The 15,174-nt window shown below is 69.2% G+C and carries 10 protein-coding genes; 9 read left to right on the top strand and 1 reads right to left on the bottom strand.

Annotation, left to right across the window (positions count from 1 at the left end; genetic code table 11):
- Nucleotides 1-711 precede the first annotated feature (711 nt).
- Entirely contained in the window at nt 712-2,739 is a 2,028-nt protein-coding gene (locus J7E88_RS24160) for a glycosyltransferase (protein WP_251023102.1), read from the bottom strand.
- Between the two features lie 382 nt (nt 2,740-3,121).
- Between J7E88_RS24160 and rplU the strand changes: the two genes are divergently transcribed.
- From rplU to rfbB, 9 genes are all read left to right on the top strand, one after another.
- A complete protein-coding gene (rplU, locus tag J7E88_RS24155; protein WP_015033583.1) occupies nt 3,122-3,442 on the top strand; it encodes a 50S ribosomal protein L21 in 321 nt (106 codons plus the stop codon).
- Nucleotides 3,443-3,456: 14 nt separating this feature from the next.
- The gene (rpmA, locus tag J7E88_RS24150; RefSeq protein ID WP_215184494.1) at nt 3,457-3,711 is read left to right on the top strand and encodes a 50S ribosomal protein L27; all 255 of its coding nucleotides are present in this window, start codon (nt 3,457-3,459) and stop codon (nt 3,709-3,711) included.
- Nucleotides 3,712-3,855: 144 nt separating this feature from the next.
- Nucleotides 3,856-5,292 (top strand): GTPase ObgE, encoded by a 1,437-nt coding sequence (obgE, locus tag J7E88_RS24145; RefSeq protein ID WP_215184492.1) that lies wholly within the window; start codon nt 3,856-3,858, stop codon nt 5,290-5,292.
- A gap of 393 nt (nt 5,293-5,685) precedes the next feature.
- Nucleotides 5,686-7,707: a glycosyltransferase family 4 protein gene (locus J7E88_RS24140; protein WP_215184490.1), complete on the top strand. Its 2,022-nt coding sequence runs from the start codon at nt 5,686-5,688 to the stop codon at nt 7,705-7,707.
- A gap of 225 nt (nt 7,708-7,932) precedes the next feature.
- The gene (locus J7E88_RS24135; RefSeq protein ID WP_215184488.1) at nt 7,933-9,432 is read left to right on the top strand and encodes a bifunctional cytidylyltransferase/SDR family oxidoreductase; all 1,500 of its coding nucleotides are present in this window, start codon (nt 7,933-7,935) and stop codon (nt 9,430-9,432) included.
- A 167-nt stretch (nt 9,433-9,599) separates the two neighbouring features.
- Entirely contained in the window at nt 9,600-11,651 is a 2,052-nt protein-coding gene (locus J7E88_RS24130) for a hypothetical protein (protein WP_251023101.1), read from the top strand.
- Between the two features lie 150 nt (nt 11,652-11,801).
- Complete coding sequence (locus J7E88_RS24125) at nt 11,802-13,034, top strand: glycosyltransferase family 2 protein (RefSeq protein WP_215184484.1); 1,233 nt, start codon at nt 11,802-11,804, stop codon at nt 13,032-13,034.
- Nucleotides 13,035-13,102: 68 nt separating this feature from the next.
- Complete coding sequence (locus J7E88_RS24120) at nt 13,103-14,170, top strand: glucose-1-phosphate thymidylyltransferase (protein ID WP_215184483.1); 1,068 nt, start codon at nt 13,103-13,105, stop codon at nt 14,168-14,170.
- Entirely contained in the window at nt 14,167-15,153 is a 987-nt protein-coding gene (gene rfbB, locus J7E88_RS24115) for a dTDP-glucose 4,6-dehydratase (RefSeq protein WP_215184482.1), read from the top strand. The genes J7E88_RS24120 and rfbB overlap by 4 nt, the downstream gene beginning before the upstream one ends.
- The last annotated feature ends 21 nt before the right edge of the window (nt 15,154-15,174 follow it).

Genomic DNA, 15,174 nt, shown 5'->3' with positions numbered 1-15,174 from the left:
CGTCCGTACTGAGGAAAGGTCTACGGGGCGCGCCGCGCAGTCGCATCGGACGTATGGCCCTGCACGCGGGCACGGGCTGCCGCGGGCGCGCATGGTGCGCGGGGTGCTCGCGATGCCGGGAGAGGCTCCGCGCCGACTGTCACAGAGGCTCTGCGCGGCGCACCGGCCGTACGGGCCCGGTGCGCGGGGTGCTCGCGATGCCGGGAGAGACTCCGCGCCGACTGTCACAGAGGCTCTGCGCGGCGCACCGGCCGTACGGGCCCGGTGCGCGGCCACGGGCTGCCGCAGGCGCGACCGCAAGGCTGGGAGACACCCGCGCCGACGCTCTCGCCATGGGGCACGTCGTGCGGAACACGCCTGCCTTGCATGTGCGACACGTCGTCCAACGGCGGGCGCCACGCGCGCCAGCGCGCTCGCAGGCCGACAGGACCGGCGAAGCAGCACGGCGCTGTCGCCCGACCGTGTGCCCCGACAGTCACCGGCTCACGTCGGCTCACGTCGCCTGAGCGGCCCGGCGCAGCCGAGCGATACGGTGCCCCGCCGTTCTGCGCCCCTCCCGCGGCCGAAACGACACGGAGCCCGACCATCTAGCGCGTCCCGGTCGGCCTGGGGCCTGGGGCGGGCACCGCCGGGTAGGCGGAAGGGCCCGTGGCGCTCCCGGTTCCCGGGGGCCACGGGCCCTTCGACGTGCGGCCCGTAGGGCGCCGCGCGTCAGCGCTTCGCGGACGTCAGCGCCTTCAGGCGCTTCAGCACCGCCTTCACGATCGCCACCCGGCCCACGCGCAGCACCAGCTTGTTGCGCTTCTTCGCCGGGGTCGCGTAGCGGGGGACGCCCCGGCTGATCCAGCGGGTGTTCGTCAGATTCGACTGCGGTGCCGCCGGCTTGGACCAGCCCTTGCCGCGCTGCGACGGCAGCCACAACGACACCGTCCATGAGCCGGGGGCCAGACCGTCCAGGGAGACGTTGGCCGTGAAGGCGCTGTCGCCGGTCGGGGTGACCGGCACCGTGACCGACCTGCCGCCGTCGCCGTCCAGCCGTACGCCCAGCACGCCCGCCGGCAGCCCGGCGAGCTTCCAGCTGCCGTTGACCTCCAGCTGCGAGGGGATCGTCGTCGACCAGCGGGTGCCTTCGATGCGGAGCTTGTCGGCGACCTTGTGCTTGTTCTCGCCGACGTCGAGGGTCAGGTTGCTGTACGGCTGGGTGTAGTACAGCGCGGCGGCGAAGTTCTCCTCGCCGTCGGCGACGACGTACGTCTGCGGCTTGGCGTCGACCGTGGCGAGACGCTTGTGGCCGAAGCGAATCTCCTTGACGACGTCCTCGACCCGCACGGCGACGAAGACGTCCCACAGCCCCTTGGGGAGGCGGCCGCCGTCGACCGCCTTCGTCAGGTCGAGCTCGACCGAGAAACCGGCCTCCGGGTAGCGGTACTTCCCGCCGTCCTCCTTGCCCGCGCCGAGCTCGGGCGTGGCCACGACCGTCGTCGGGAAGCGGTGCTCGGCCTTGGTGTCGCGCTCGCGCAGCACCAGTTCCGTGTTGCTGGGCACGTCCTGCGCGACCCGCCGGAGATAGGCGTGACCGGTCATCTTCAGTACGCCGCCGTCGACGGTGACCGAGTCCAGCCGGTGCCGGTCCTGGAGCGCCGTCGTGACGTCGTAGATCTCGTCCGGGATGCCGCGTTCGGCGTCGCGGAAGAACGGCAGCAGGGTGTACGCGCGGTCGCCCTCGACGAGGATCCCGGGCTGCTCGCCGCTCGAGCGGTGCCCGCGGTCGACCTTCTCCAGCTCGATGGACTCCTGGAGCATCCCGCGCTGGACGAGCTCACAGCGCAGCCGCGTGATCGCGTTCACCCTGGCCTTGAGCGAGTCCGGGTAGGAGCGCTCCAGCAGGGCGCGCAGCTGCTCGTAGTTCTTCTTCTGCAGCTCCGGGTCGGACTCCCTGGCCAGGTGGATCAGGGCGTGGAACATGTCGATCGACAGATGCCGGTTCAGCAGGCCGTCGCGGTCGGGTCCGGCCGGGACATGCTTCTCGACCAGGTCGACCATCAGCTCCAGGACCTTGATACGGCTGTCGGCGCCGCGCGTGGAGGTGGTGATGTTGCCGCCGTCGTCGCGCTTGACGATGTACAGGCAGTCGTAGTCGGCGACGACGGAGATGCCGTCGGCCTTGAGGTAGAGCATGCCTGTGAAGAGCTGATCTTCACAGGTCTTGTACCCGAGCGGGAAGCGCAGACCGTGCTTCTCGATCAGCTCGCGCCGGATGAGCTTCAGGGGGTTGAGCGCCCAGTAGACGCGGGAGTTGAAGACGTCGGTGCGGGGCTGGTTGCGCACGAACATCGAGGCGGGCGCACCCCGGCCGTTGACGCCCTTCATCTTGCCGAGCACCACGTCGGTCTTGTTCTTCTCGGCCATCGCGAGCATGCGCTCGAGCGCTTCCTCGCCGAGGTAGTCGTCGGCGTCCAGGAAGAAGACGAACTTTCCGCGCGCGTGGTCCAAGCCCTTGTTGCGGGGGGCCGAGGGACCGCCGGAGTTCTCCTGGTGGAAGACCTGGAACAGGCCGGGGTACTCCGCGGCGAAGCGCTCCAGCTCCTTGTCGGTGCCGTCGGTGGAGCCGTCGTTGACGGTGATGATCTCCAGCCGGTCGCGCCCGATCGACTGCTCGACGACGGACGTCAGGGTCTTCGTCAGATACGGCATGGCGTTGTAGGCGCCGATGATCACCGAGATGTCAGGCGTGGTCAAAGCTCGTCGTCCGTTCCGCGTGCAGCCCGAGCGCTGGTCGCTGCACGCGCAGCCCCCCCGGTCGACTCGATGGCCATTGTTGAGGTGTTCTTCAAGAAAAGTAGGCGCACCAATCCTACAAACCACTCCATCATGTGGAGGCACTGTGACCGTCACGTTTCGGTGACAGCTGGCCACGCGGGGTTTGAACGGAGCCGGTTTGACCCGCCGACGGCAGGTCCGTAACCTTGACCATCGGCGTGTTTCCATACGCGCCCATCCCTGAGCACCTCCCTCCCGGTCCGCCGGGAGAGGCCGCTCGTCCATTCCGGATCGTCATGGGCCCGCGCCCGTGTGGGCGGCTGGCATCAGGGGTTTCGTTCCGAGCGAGAGAGAGATCCGCGTGTACGCCATCGTGCGCAGCGGTGGTCGCCAGCACAAGGTTGCTGTCGGCGACATCGTTGAGGTTGACAAGATTTCCACCGCCAAGGTTGGCGACACGGTCGAGCTCTCGACCCTGCTCGTTGTCGACGGCGACGCCGTGACCAGCGACCCGTGGGTGCTGGCCGGCATCAAGGTCACGGCCGAGGTCGTGGACCACCACAAGGGCGCGAAGATCGACATCCTTCGCTACAAGAACAAGACCGGCTACCGCCGCCGCCAGGGTCACCGTCAGCAGTACACGGCGATCAAGGTCACCGGCATCCCCGCGGCTGCGAAGTAAGGGACTGAGGAGAGATGGCACACAAGAAGGGCGCATCGTCCACCCGGAACGGTCGCGACTCCAATGCTCAGCGGCTCGGCGTGAAGCGCTTCGGCGGTCAGGTCGTCAACGCCGGTGAGATCCTGGTCCGCCAGCGTGGCACCCACTTCCACCCCGGCTCGGGCGTGGGCCGTGGCGGCGACGACACCCTGTTCGCGCTGCTGCCGGGCGCCGTGGAGTTCGGCACCCACCGTGGCCGCAAGGTCGTGAACGTCGTTCCGGTCGCCTGATCGGTTCTTTAGCGAGGGGCGGACCTCACTTCCCTGGTCGGGAAGCGGGTCCGCCTTTCGTGTGTTGAGAGACAGACATTTCCGTATGTACGTCACCGGCGTCACTGCCGTCGGCGGCACCCCCGTCATCACTGGAGGCATTCCATGACCACCTTCGTGGACCGCGTCGAGCTGCACGTCGCCGCGGGTAACGGAGGCCACGGCTGCGCCTCCGTGCACCGGGAGAAGTTCAAGCCGCTGGGCGGCCCCGACGGCGGCAACGGCGGCCGTGGCGGCGACGTCATCCTGGTCGTCGACCAGTCCGTGACCACGCTGCTCGACTACCACCACAGCCCGCACCGCAAGGCCACCAACGGCAAGCCCGGCGAGGGCGGCAACCGCTCCGGCAAGGACGGCCAGGACCTGGTCCTGCCCGTGCCGGACGGCACCGTCGTGCTCGACAAGAAGGGCAACGTCCTCGCCGACCTGGTCGGCCAGGGCACGACGTACGTCGCCGCCGAGGGCGGCCGGGGCGGTCTGGGCAACGCGGCCCTGGCCTCCGCCCGCCGCAAGGCCCCCGGCTTCGCCCTGCTCGGCGTCCCCGGGCAGTCGGGCGACGTCGTCCTGGAGCTCAAGACCGTCGCCGACGTCGCGCTCGTGGGGTACCCGAGCGCCGGCAAGTCCTCGCTGATCTCGGTGCTCAGCGCCGCCAAGCCGAAGATCGCGGACTACCCGTTCACCACGCTCGTCCCGAACCTGGGCGTCGTGACGGCCGGCTCGACCGTGTACACGATCGCGGACGTCCCCGGCCTGATCCCGGGCGCCAGCCAGGGCCGCGGCCTGGGCCTGGAGTTCCTGCGCCACGTCGAGCGCTGCTCGGTGCTGGTGCATGTGCTCGACACCGCGACGCTGGAGTCCGACCGTGACCCCGTCTCCGACCTCGACGTGATCGAGGAGGAGCTGCGGCAGTACGGCGGCCTGGACGACCGGCCCCGCATCGTCGTCCTGAACAAGGTCGACATCCCCGACGGCCAGGACCTCGCCGAGATGATCCGCCCGGAACTTCAGGAGCGCGGCTACCGCGTCTTCGAGGTGTCGGCGGTGGCGCACAAGGGCCTCAAGGAGCTGTCGTTCGCGCTGGCCGAGATCGTGGCCGAGGCGCGCGCCGCCAAGCCGGTGGAGGAGGCCACCCGGATCGTCATCCGCCCGAAGGCGGTCGACGACGCGGGCTTCACGGTCACGCAGGAGGAGGACGGCCTGTTCCGCGTGCGCGGCGAGAAGCCGGAGCGCTGGGTGCGTCAGACCGACTTCAACAACGACGAGGCCGTGGGCTACCTGGCCGACCGTCTGGGCCGCCTCGGCGTCGAGGACGAGCTGATGAAGGCCGGGGCCCGGGCGGGCGACGGCGTGGCGATCGGTCCCGAGGACGACGCGGTCGTCTTCGACTGGGAGCCGACGATGATGGCCGGTGCGGAGATGCTCGGCCGCCGCGGCGAGGACCACCGCTTCGAGGCGCCCCGCCCGGCGGCGCAGCGCCGCCGGGACCGCGAGGCGGAGCGCGACGAGGCGCAGAAGGAGTTCGAGGGCTTCGACCCCTTCTAGGCCCGAGGCGTGCGCCTGGGTCCAAGGCCCGGGTCCAGGCCCGAGCCCGCCGCCCCCGGACCGCCCCGTCCGCGAGGGCGCCGGTTCTCTGTCGTACCGCCACCGCCCGGATCCCGGCACCCGCTCACGCGGGCGCCGGGATCCGGGCGGTTGTGTTCGCGGAAGCCCTCAGTTCCGCAGAAGTGCGCAACCTCTTGCCCCCCTTGTCCGTCTGACCTGGGTGATGGCGGGCATTCACCGGTATGGGTCCAATCTTGGCCGATCGGGCGACATCGGGCATACGGTGATCTGTGGTCCGGGCTGCTGCTCCGCCAGGTCAATGGATCGTCGAAGCCTGAGAGAGCCGCAACGGGGCTACCCGTTCGTCCCGGAGCAGAAGTGAACGGAGAGCCGATGAAGATCTCTTTCCTCATCCACACCATTTACGGGATCGGCGGAACGATCCGCACGACGCTGAATCTGGCGGAGGAACTGGCCAATCGCCACGAGGTCGAGATCGTCTCGGTCTTCCGGCACCGCGACGACTCCGCGTTCGCCCTGGACCCGCGCATCACCGTCGTGCCCCTCGTCGACTCCCGCCAGGGCAGTGCCGACCGGCAGGAGCCCCTGTTCGCCGAGCCCGCCGTCGCCTTCCCGCGCGCCGAGGCCCGCTACAAGGAGTACAACCGCCTCGTCGACGAGCGGGTGCGGGCGCACTACGCCGCGTCCGACGCGGACGTGGTCATCGGCACCCGCCCCGGCCTCGTCGCCTACGTCGCCCGGTTCGCTCCCGCCACGGCCGTCCGTATCGGCCAGGAGCACATGACGCACAACCACCACAAGGCCGCCTTGCGCGAGGAGATGTACGAACACCTCGACGCCATCGACGCGTTCGTCACGGTCTCCGAGGGCGACGCCCGGGTGTGGCGTCAGAAGATGCCGCTGCCCACCACCCGCGTCCTGTCGATCCCCAACAGCGTCCCCGAGCCGTCCGTTCCGCCCTCCGACGGCACCGGCAGGACCGTGGTCGCGGCAGGGCGGCTGGCCGCCGAGAAGCAGTACCACGTACTCGTCGACGCCTTCGCCGAGGTCGTCCGACAGCGGCCCGACTGGTCCCTGCGCATCTACGGCTCCGGCGACCAGCGCGACAGGCTGCGCGCCCGCATCGACGAGCTCGGCCTGTACAACGAGATCCATCTGATGGGCCCTCACTCGCCCATCGAGCCCGAATGGGCCAAGGGCGCCATCGCCGCGTCCACCTCCCGCCACGAGTCGTTCGGCATGACCCTCGTGGAGGCGATGCGCTGCGGCGTGCCGATGGTCAGCACCGACTGCGACTACGGGCCGCGCGAGATCATCGAGGACGGCGTCGACGGCCTGCTCGTACCCGTGGGCGATGTGCGGGCCGTCGCCCAGGCCCTGTTGCGGCTGATCGACGACGAGGACCTGCGCCGCCGGATGGCCGCCGCGGCCGTGCGCAATGCCCGACGCTTCGACCCGGGAGTGGTCACCAAGCAGTACGAGGCCCTGTTCGACGAGCTCGCGGCCGAGGCGGCGCAGCGCGCCCGCATTCCCGGGATAACGCCCGTCGCGGACTGCTCGGTTGCAGTCGACGGCTCGGTGCAGGTGGGCCTCGTCGCACCGCTGCCGGCGGGCGTCGAGAACGGCGCCCGGCTGGTGTGCACCCGCACCGGAGCCCGTACCGAGGTGCGCACCTTCGACTTCGACGGCAGCGGCTCCGCGACGATCCCGGCCGAGGAGGTCTTCCCGGAGGGCGTGTGGAACGTGTTCGTGGAGCTTACCGGGGCCGGCGCCCGCGGCAGGGTCACGGCCCGGGTCGTCGACCAGCGAGGCGCCCTGCACGCGGCCGAACGGCTGGCCCCGGGCGCGGCGGTGCGCAACCTCGTCCCGTACGAGGACAAGGCCAAGGGCGGCGCCCTGATGCTGCGCGCCTGGCACCGGACCGTCCACGCCGAGGCGGCGGACGTCCAGGTCGACGGCGCCCGGGTCACCCTGAAGGGCAGCATGCTCGGCACGGCGACGGTGGCCGGGGACCCGACCCTCGTGCTGCGCCGCCGCGGCACGCCCACGGACGAGATCCTCTTCCCCGGCGAGCGGGTCGGTGAGGACGGCTTCCGTTTCACCTTCTCCGCCACCGTGCCCGCCCACTCGCAGACGACCTCGCACGACGTGTGGGACGCTTTCATCCGCTACGCGCCCGATGCCAGGCCGGTCAGGATCGGCCGACTGCTGGACGACGTGGTGATGAAGCAGCGGATCTACGTCTATCCCCACACGGTGATGGCCAAGAGACGCCAGGGAAGCATGGCCCGTGCCCTGGCCAAACGGGTGCTGGGCAGACCGCGCAAGAAGATCCGTGTGCGCGTCTACTACACGCTCTCCAACGACGTCGCACTCAATGTGGTGGATCTATAGGTCCTGGACCCGGCCCCGCTTGTCCCGCTCAGGAGTGGTTCATGCCACTCACATGTGTGGCGTCGGTCACTCGATCGGTGCGTCGATTCCCGGCCAATCGCCCTGATCACCGGGTGAACAGCAGGTTTCTCCCCACCATGGGCGGGGCGTCACCCGCCTTGCGGGACGGTAACGGAGAGTGCAACCATCAGTTTTGTTCCCCAGTCCTCGCAAGGTAGGTCGTCTGTGTCTGTGCAGCACATAGCCAAACCCCGAACCACAGCTGTCGTGCTCGCCGGTGGTACCGGCCAGCGCGTGGGTCTGTCGATTCCCAAGCAGCTGCTGAAGATCGCAGGCAAGGCCGTCATCGAGCACACACTGTCGATCTTCGAGCAGGCGGACTCCATCGACGACGTCATCGTGCTGATGGCGCCGGGCTATGTGCCGGACGTCGAGAAGATCGTCGCAAAGGCCGGTCTGACCAAGGTCACCAAGGTCATCGAGGGCGGCGCGACGCGCAACGAGACCACCGAGCGCGCCATCGCGGCCCTCGGCGAGGGCCTGGCCGAGGGCGAGGACCGCAACGTCCTGTTCCACGACGCCGTCCGCCCGCTGCTCTCCGAGCGCGTCATCAAGGACTGTGTCGACGCCCTGGACCGCTACCAGGCCGTCGACGTCGCCATCCCGTCCGCGGACACGATCATCGTGACCCGTACGCACGGCGAGGACGGCGAGTTCATCACCGACGTCCCGGACCGCTCCCGGCTCCGCCGCGGCCAGACCCCGCAGGCCTTCAAGCTCTCGACGATCCGCAGGGCGTACGAGGTCGCGGCCGGCGACCCGAACTTCCAGGCCACCGACGACTGCTCGGTCGTGCTGAAGTACCTGCCGGACGTGCCGATCTACGTCGTCGCGGGCGACGAGTACAACATGAAGGTCACGCAGCCGGTCGACGTCTTCATCGCCGACAAGCTCTTCCAGCTCGCCTCCACCGCCGCTCCGGCGCAGGCCGACGAGGCCGCCTACCGCGAGCTGCTGGCGGGCAAGACCCTGGTCGTCTTCGGCGGCTCGTACGGCATCGGCGCGGACATCGCGACGCTCGCCGAGTCCTACGGTGCGAAGGTGTACGCGCTCGGCCGCTCGACGACCGGCACCCACGTCGAGAACCCGGAGCACGTCGACGACGCGCTGTCCACGGCGTACGGCGAGACCGGCCGCATCGACTACGTGATCAACACCGCGGGCGTGCTGCGCATCGGCAAGCTGGCCGAGACGGACAACACGACCATCCAGGAAGCGCTGAACGTCAACTACCTGGCGCCGGTGCAGATCGCGCGCGCCTCGCACAAGTACCTGGCGGAGACCAAGGGCCAGCTGCTGCTGTACACCTCCAGCAGCTACACCCGCGGCCGCGCCGAGTACAGCCTCTACTCCTCCACCAAGGCCGCCATGGTGAACCTCACCCAGGCCCTCGCCGACGAGTGGGCGGGCGACGGCATCCGCGTCAACTGCGTGAACCCCGAGCGCACCGCCACCCCGATGCGCACCAAGGCGTTCGGCGCCGAGCCCGCCGGTTCGCTGCTGTCGTCCGAGGCCGTGGCCCGTACCTCGCTCGACGTGCTGCTGTCCGCGCTGACCGGTCATGTCATCGACGTGCGGCAGCAGGACCCGACCCGCGGCGCCTCCGAGGCCTCCGGATTCGAGCAGGCGCTGGCGTCGGTGCTGGACCGTCAGGAAGATGTGTAATACTTCTGGACATTCGAACATTCGGGCCTCTGTAGTCGCCGTCCAGCGCACTGCGGGGGCCCGAGTCTGTGAAGCCGGTCCTTCACACCTCCTTCGCAGAGTGATTTCGCAAGGCAAACAGTCGGCACCCTTGGAGCAGGTTCTTCGTGATTTCGAAAGCCATTCGTATGGCTCGCGTGGGCAGCGGATCCGAGCTGGCCGCCGCCATTCTCCTGATGCTCGGATTCCCGTGCGTCATGTTCGCGGCGATAATCCCCAGTCTCTGGTTCTTCGTGGCCGCCGTCGCCGTGACCTACCTTGCTGACCAGTACCTGCACCAGCGGTCCAGTTACCTGATAAACCGGCTGGCCAAGGTCCGTGCGGGCCTGTCCATCCGCTTCCTCGTGCGCCAGCTGCTGCTCGTGCTGCTGCTGGCCCGCATGGGATACGCGGAGGAGGCCGTCTTCTATGTGACGGTTGCCTGCCTGCTCGGCTTCTACGGTCTCCAGGCGCCCCACGGCGCGATGGTCACGCTGATCCGGCTGCGCCGGAAGCTGCCGGTGGCCACCCGCAACATCGACCTTTCGCATGTGCGCATTCCCGACGCGCCGAGGCCTGGTCTGATAAACCGTTCCGCCGAGAAGATGCTGCATCTCGACGTCTTCTCCTTCGTCGGCGTGGTCATCGCGATCGAAACCGGCGCCAATGTATTCGCATACGCCGGTCTCGGTCTGACCGTGGCTCTCGCCGTCGGCTATCTCGCCGTACTGCTGCCCAATCTCCGGGGCGCCCGGCTGCCGGCCTCGCCGGAGAAGGTGCTCGCAGGCATCGACGCCTGGCTGCGCGAGTACCGGCCGACCGTGATGCTGTACTTCTCCGGCTCCAAGGACTCGGCGTACCAGGTCAACATGTGGCTGGAGACGATGGCGCAGCTCGGCGGCCGGCCGCTGATCTTCCTGCGCGAGCGCAACATCGTGCCGCAGCTCGGCAACACCTCGGTTCCCGTCCTGTGCGTGCCCGGCGGCGTGCACCTGATGAACCTGGACCTGTCGTCCGTACGCGTCGCGCTGTACGCGGCCAACGTCGGCAAGAACATTCACATGCTGCGCGTGCCCACCATGAAGCACGTCTTCATCGGTCACGGCGACAGCGACAAGCTCGCCAGCGTCAACCCGTTCAGCAAGGCGTACGACGAGGTGTGGACCGCGGGCCGCGCCGGCCGTGACCGGTACGCGCTGGCCGACGTCGGTGTGCTCAGCGAGGACATCGTCGAGGTGGGCCGCCCGCAGCTGGCCCCCATCAAGCACTGGACGGGCAAGCCGCTCCACCCGATTCCGACCGTGCTCTACGCCCCCACCTGGGAGGGCTGGGACGACAACCCCGGCAACACCTCCCTGCTGCTGGCCGGAGAGAACATCGTCAAGCGCCTGCTGAACTCCGCCGAGCCGGTCCGCCTGATCTACAAGCCGCACCCGTTCACCGGCACCCGCGACCCCAGGGCCAAGGCCGTGCACGAGCGGATCACCGCGATGGTCGAGCAGGCCGCCGCGGCCCGCGTGAGCGAGCCGAGGTGGGTGGAGGAGGCCGCGTCGCACGCCGCCGACCAGGCCGCCGCCCGCGCCGAGCTGCAGCGGATCGAGGCGCGCCTCGCCGAACTGTCGGGCGCGGCCCGCGTCGGCCGGGACGAGGCCGAGGAGTCGCGCGACTCCCAGGCGGACCCGGCGCGCGAGGCGGAGACCGCGAAGCTCAAGGAGGAGTGGAACGCCGCCTACTGGCGCTCCTTCGGCTGGTGGGAGCACAAGGTCATCACCGGTCCCGAGCCGCGGCTGTACGACTGCTTCAACGAGTCGGACGGCATGGTCTCGGACATCTCCAGCGTGGTCTCGGACTTCATCGCGAGCGGCAAGCCGTACGCGGTCACGGACTCCGCGGGTCTCGGCGAGGCCGAGTTCAAGCGGCAGAACACCGCGGTGCGTGCCGCGGTGATCCTCTCCAACAGCGCGGTCGAGCTCGATGAGCTGCTCACCGCCGTCGCCGACCGGGACGCCGACCCGCGTGCCGCAGCGCGGCACGAGCTCAAGGAGTACCTGCTCGGTCCGGATGAGCCGACCTCCATCGAGCAGTTCGACGCGGCGGTGCAGGCGCTGGCGGCCAAGGCCGAGGCCCGCAACGCCGGGGTGCTGCAGCGTCTGGCCGACGCGGAGCAGTCACCCGGCCTGGACGACACGCCCGTCGGCTGACCCGGCGGCCGAGCGGCCCGGTGGTACCCCCGAAAAGGTGGTGCCACCGGGCCGTTTCGCGTTTCGGCCGCCGTCCGCAGCAACATGCGCCTTTTGCCCGGTGAGTCATACAAGGCAACCTTTGATGCCTTGCGGTTGTCTTGTATCTCTATGAATGAGAGTTTCGTGCCCGACGTCACAGTCGTCGTCGGTGCCTATGAAGCCATGCCCTACCTCGTCCGCTGCCTGGAGTCGGTGGAGTCGCAGACGCTGGGCGCCGACCGTATCGAGCTCGTCGCGGTCGACGACGGGTCGACCGACGGCACGGGGGAGTACCTGGAGGAGTTCGCCGCCCGTTCCAAGGTCCGCACCACGGTCATCAGGCAGGCCAACTCCGGCGGTCCCAGCGGCCCGCGCAACCTCGGCCTCTCCCTCGCGCGCGGCCGCTACGTCTTCTTCCTCGACGCCGACGACTTCTTCGGCGACGAGGCGCTGGAGCGGATGGTCGCCATGGCCGACCGGGCCGGGACGGACGTCGTGCTCGGCAGGATGGCGGGGCGCGGCCGCGGCGTGCCACGGTCGATGTTCGAAAAGACGCTGGAGCACGCGGACGTCCACACCTCGCGCGTCATCTACGCGCTCAGCGCGCAGAAGCTGTTCCGCCGCGAGCTGCTGTGCCGGCTCGGACTCCGGTTCGACGAGAGCCTCCTGACCGGCGAGGACGCGCTGTTCACCATGGAGGCGTACCTCAGCGGCAACGGCGTGTCCGTCGTCGCCGACTACGACTGCTACTACCTGGTCGGCAGGGAGGACGGCAAGCACGCGACGAGGCGCGGCAGTTACCCGCCCCGCTTCGAGGCGCTGACCGCCCTGGCCCGGCTGATCGCCCGGCTCGAACCGCCCGGCCGCGGCCGCGACCTGCTGATGCTCCGGCCCTTCACGGTCGGGCTGCTCCAGCAGTTCGGGCCCGCCCTGCTGCGTGCGCCGGAGTCCGAGCAGCACGACCGGCTGCGGCTGGCGGCGGAGATGACGGGGCCGTACTGGAACAGGGGTGTCGCCCGCCGGATCAAGGTGGGGGAGCGGTTGGTGCTGGAGTGCGTGGCCAGGGGGCGGCTCGACCTGCTGAAGGACGTACTGGAGTTCACCGCCGCCAAGAAGGCGCCCGAGGTGGTCCGCCGGGGGAGCCGGATCTATCTCGCGTACCCGCACTTCGGCGACCGCCGAAGCGGCCTTGCGCGGTCCGTCTACGAGGTGACCGTGCCCGACTGGTCGGGCAGCCGGCGTGTCCTTCCGCCCACGGTCCACAGCCTTCCGCGCAGGGTTTTCGGCAGGATCCGCAGGAGTGCGGTACGTGCCCGCCGGGCGGGCATTTTGCGACGCGGGAAAGCAAAGGGTGAGACATAGGTAACATCGAAGTGCCGGAGCGGCATCCGGTGGGGGAACGCTCTTGACGACTTCTTAGGGCAGGGATAGTGAAGGCACTCGTACTCTCCGGAGGAGCCGGTACACGACTCCGTCCCATTACGCACACATCCGCCAAACAACTGGTGCCGGTCGCCAACAAACCGGTGCTCTTCTACGGCCTGGAGGCGATTGCGGAAGCCGGGATCACCGAGGTCGGTGTCATCGTCGGGGAAACGGCGCCGGAGATCGAGGAAGCGGTCGGCGACGGTTCCCGCTTCGGCGTCAAGATCACCTACATTCCGCAGGAGCGGCCGCTGGGGCTCGCGCACGCGGTGGTCATTTCCCGGGAGTTTCTGGGAGAAGATGATTTTGTTATGTATCTCGGTGACAACTTCATCGTCGGCGGCATCAGCGGTCTCGTCGACGAATTCCGCACCGAGCGCCCGGACGCGCAGATTCTGCTCACCCGGGTCCAGGACCCCAGCTCCTTCGGCGTCGCCGAACTCGACGGCGGGGGCCGCGTCGTGGGCCTGGAGGAGAAGCCGAAGCAGCCCAAGAGCGATCTGGCGCTCGTCGGCGTCTACCTCTTCACCCCCGCCGTGCACGAGGCCGTGCGCTCCATCGAGCCCTCCTGGCGCGGCGAGTTGGAGATCACGCACGCCATCCAGTGGCTGATCGACCAGGGCCGGGACGTGCGTTCCACGACGATCGCCGGCTACTGGAAGGACACCGGCAACGTCACCGACATGCTGGAGGTCAACCGCTCGGTGCTGGAGACCGTGGAGCCCCGTGTCGAGGGCGTCGTCGACGGTGACAGCGAGATCATCGGGCGGGTCCGTGTCGAGGAGGGCGCGCGGATCACCAACAGCCGCATCGTCGGCCCCGCCGTCATCGGCGCCGACACGGTGATCAGCGGCTCGTACGTCGGCCCGTTCACCTCGGTCGCCGAAGGGTGCCGCATCGAGGACAGCGAGATCGAGTACTCCATCGTCCTGCGCGGCGCCTCCATCACCGGCGTGCGGCGCGTGGAGGCGTCCCTGATCGGACGGGACGTCGAGGTCACCCCCGCTCCCCGCAACCCCTCGTCCCACCGTCTTGTGCTCGGCGACCACAGTAAGGTGCAGATCTCCTCATGACGACGAAGATCCTGGTGACCGGCGGCGCCGGATTCATCGGCTCCCACTACGTCCGCACGCTGCTCGGCCCGGAGGGCCCCGGCGGTGTGGCCGTCACCGTCCTCGACAAGCTCACCTACGCCGGCAACCCCGCGAACCTCGACGAGGTGCGCGACCGCCCCGGCTTCGACTTCGTCCACGGCGACATCTGCGACGCCGACCTGGTGGCCAAGCTGATGGCCGAGCACGACCAGGTGGTGCACTTCGCCGCCGAGTCGCACGTGGACCGCTCCATCGACGGCGGCGCCGAGTTCGTCCGGACGAACGTCGTGGGCACGCACACCCTGGTGGACGCCGCACACCGGGCCGGCGTCGGGACGTTCGTGCACATCTCCACCGACGAGGTCTACGGCTCCATCGACGAGGGCTCCTGGCCCGAGACGCACCCGCTGCAGCCCAACTCGCCCTATTCCTCGGCCAAAGCCTCCAGCGATCTGATCGCCCTGTCCTACCACCGCACGCACGGCCTGGACGTCCGGGTGACGCGCTGCTCCAACAACTACGGGCACCATCACTTCCCCGAGAAGGTCATCCCGCTGTTCATCACCAACCTGCTGGACGGCCGGAAGGTCCCGCTCTACGGCGACGGCGGCAACGTCCGCGACTGGCTCCACATCGACGACCACGTCCAGGGCGTCGAACTGGTCCGCACCAAGGGCCGCCCCGGCGAGGTCTACAACATCGGCGGCGGCACCGAGCTGTCCAACAAGGAGCTGACCCGCCTGCTGCTGGAGGCCTGCGGCACCGACTGGGAAAGCGGCGTCGAGTACGTCGCGGACCGCAAGGGCCACGACCGCCGCTACTCGGTCGACTGCACCAAGATCTGTCAGGAGCTCGGCTACGAGCCGCGCAAGGACTTCGCGACCGGCCTCGCCGAGACCGTGCGGTGGTACCGGGACAACCGGGCCTGGTGGGAGCCGCTGAAGGAGCGTGCGGCCCTGTGAGCGGGTGGCTCGTCACCGGCG

The organism is Streptomyces sp. ISL-10, assembly GCF_018614575.1.
In the GTDB taxonomy this organism is placed as follows: Bacteria; Actinomycetota; Actinomycetes; order Streptomycetales; family Streptomycetaceae; genus Streptomyces.
The sequence above is the reverse complement of the archived record's forward strand: the minus strand, read 5'-3'. Positions and strand labels throughout refer to the sequence as shown.

Bases quoted from the DNA above. Each gene is read 5' to 3' on its own strand.
- rpmA (WP_215184494.1), top strand. From the start codon at position 3,457: ATGGCACACAAGAAGGGCGCATCGTCCACCCGGAACGGTCGCGACTCC.
- obgE (WP_215184492.1), top strand. From the start codon at position 3,856: ATGACCACCTTCGTGGACCGCGTCGAGCTGCACGTCGCCGCGGGTAAC.
- J7E88_RS24140 (WP_215184490.1), top strand. From the start codon at position 5,686: ATGAAGATCTCTTTCCTCATCCACACCATTTACGGGATCGGCGGAACG.
- J7E88_RS24130 (WP_251023101.1), top strand. From the start codon at position 9,600: ATGGCTCGCGTGGGCAGCGGATCCGAGCTGGCCGCCGCCATTCTCCTG.
- J7E88_RS24125 (WP_215184484.1), top strand. From the start codon at position 11,802: ATGAATGAGAGTTTCGTGCCCGACGTCACAGTCGTCGTCGGTGCCTAT.
- rfbB (WP_215184482.1), top strand. From the start codon at position 14,167: ATGACGACGAAGATCCTGGTGACCGGCGGCGCCGGATTCATCGGCTCC.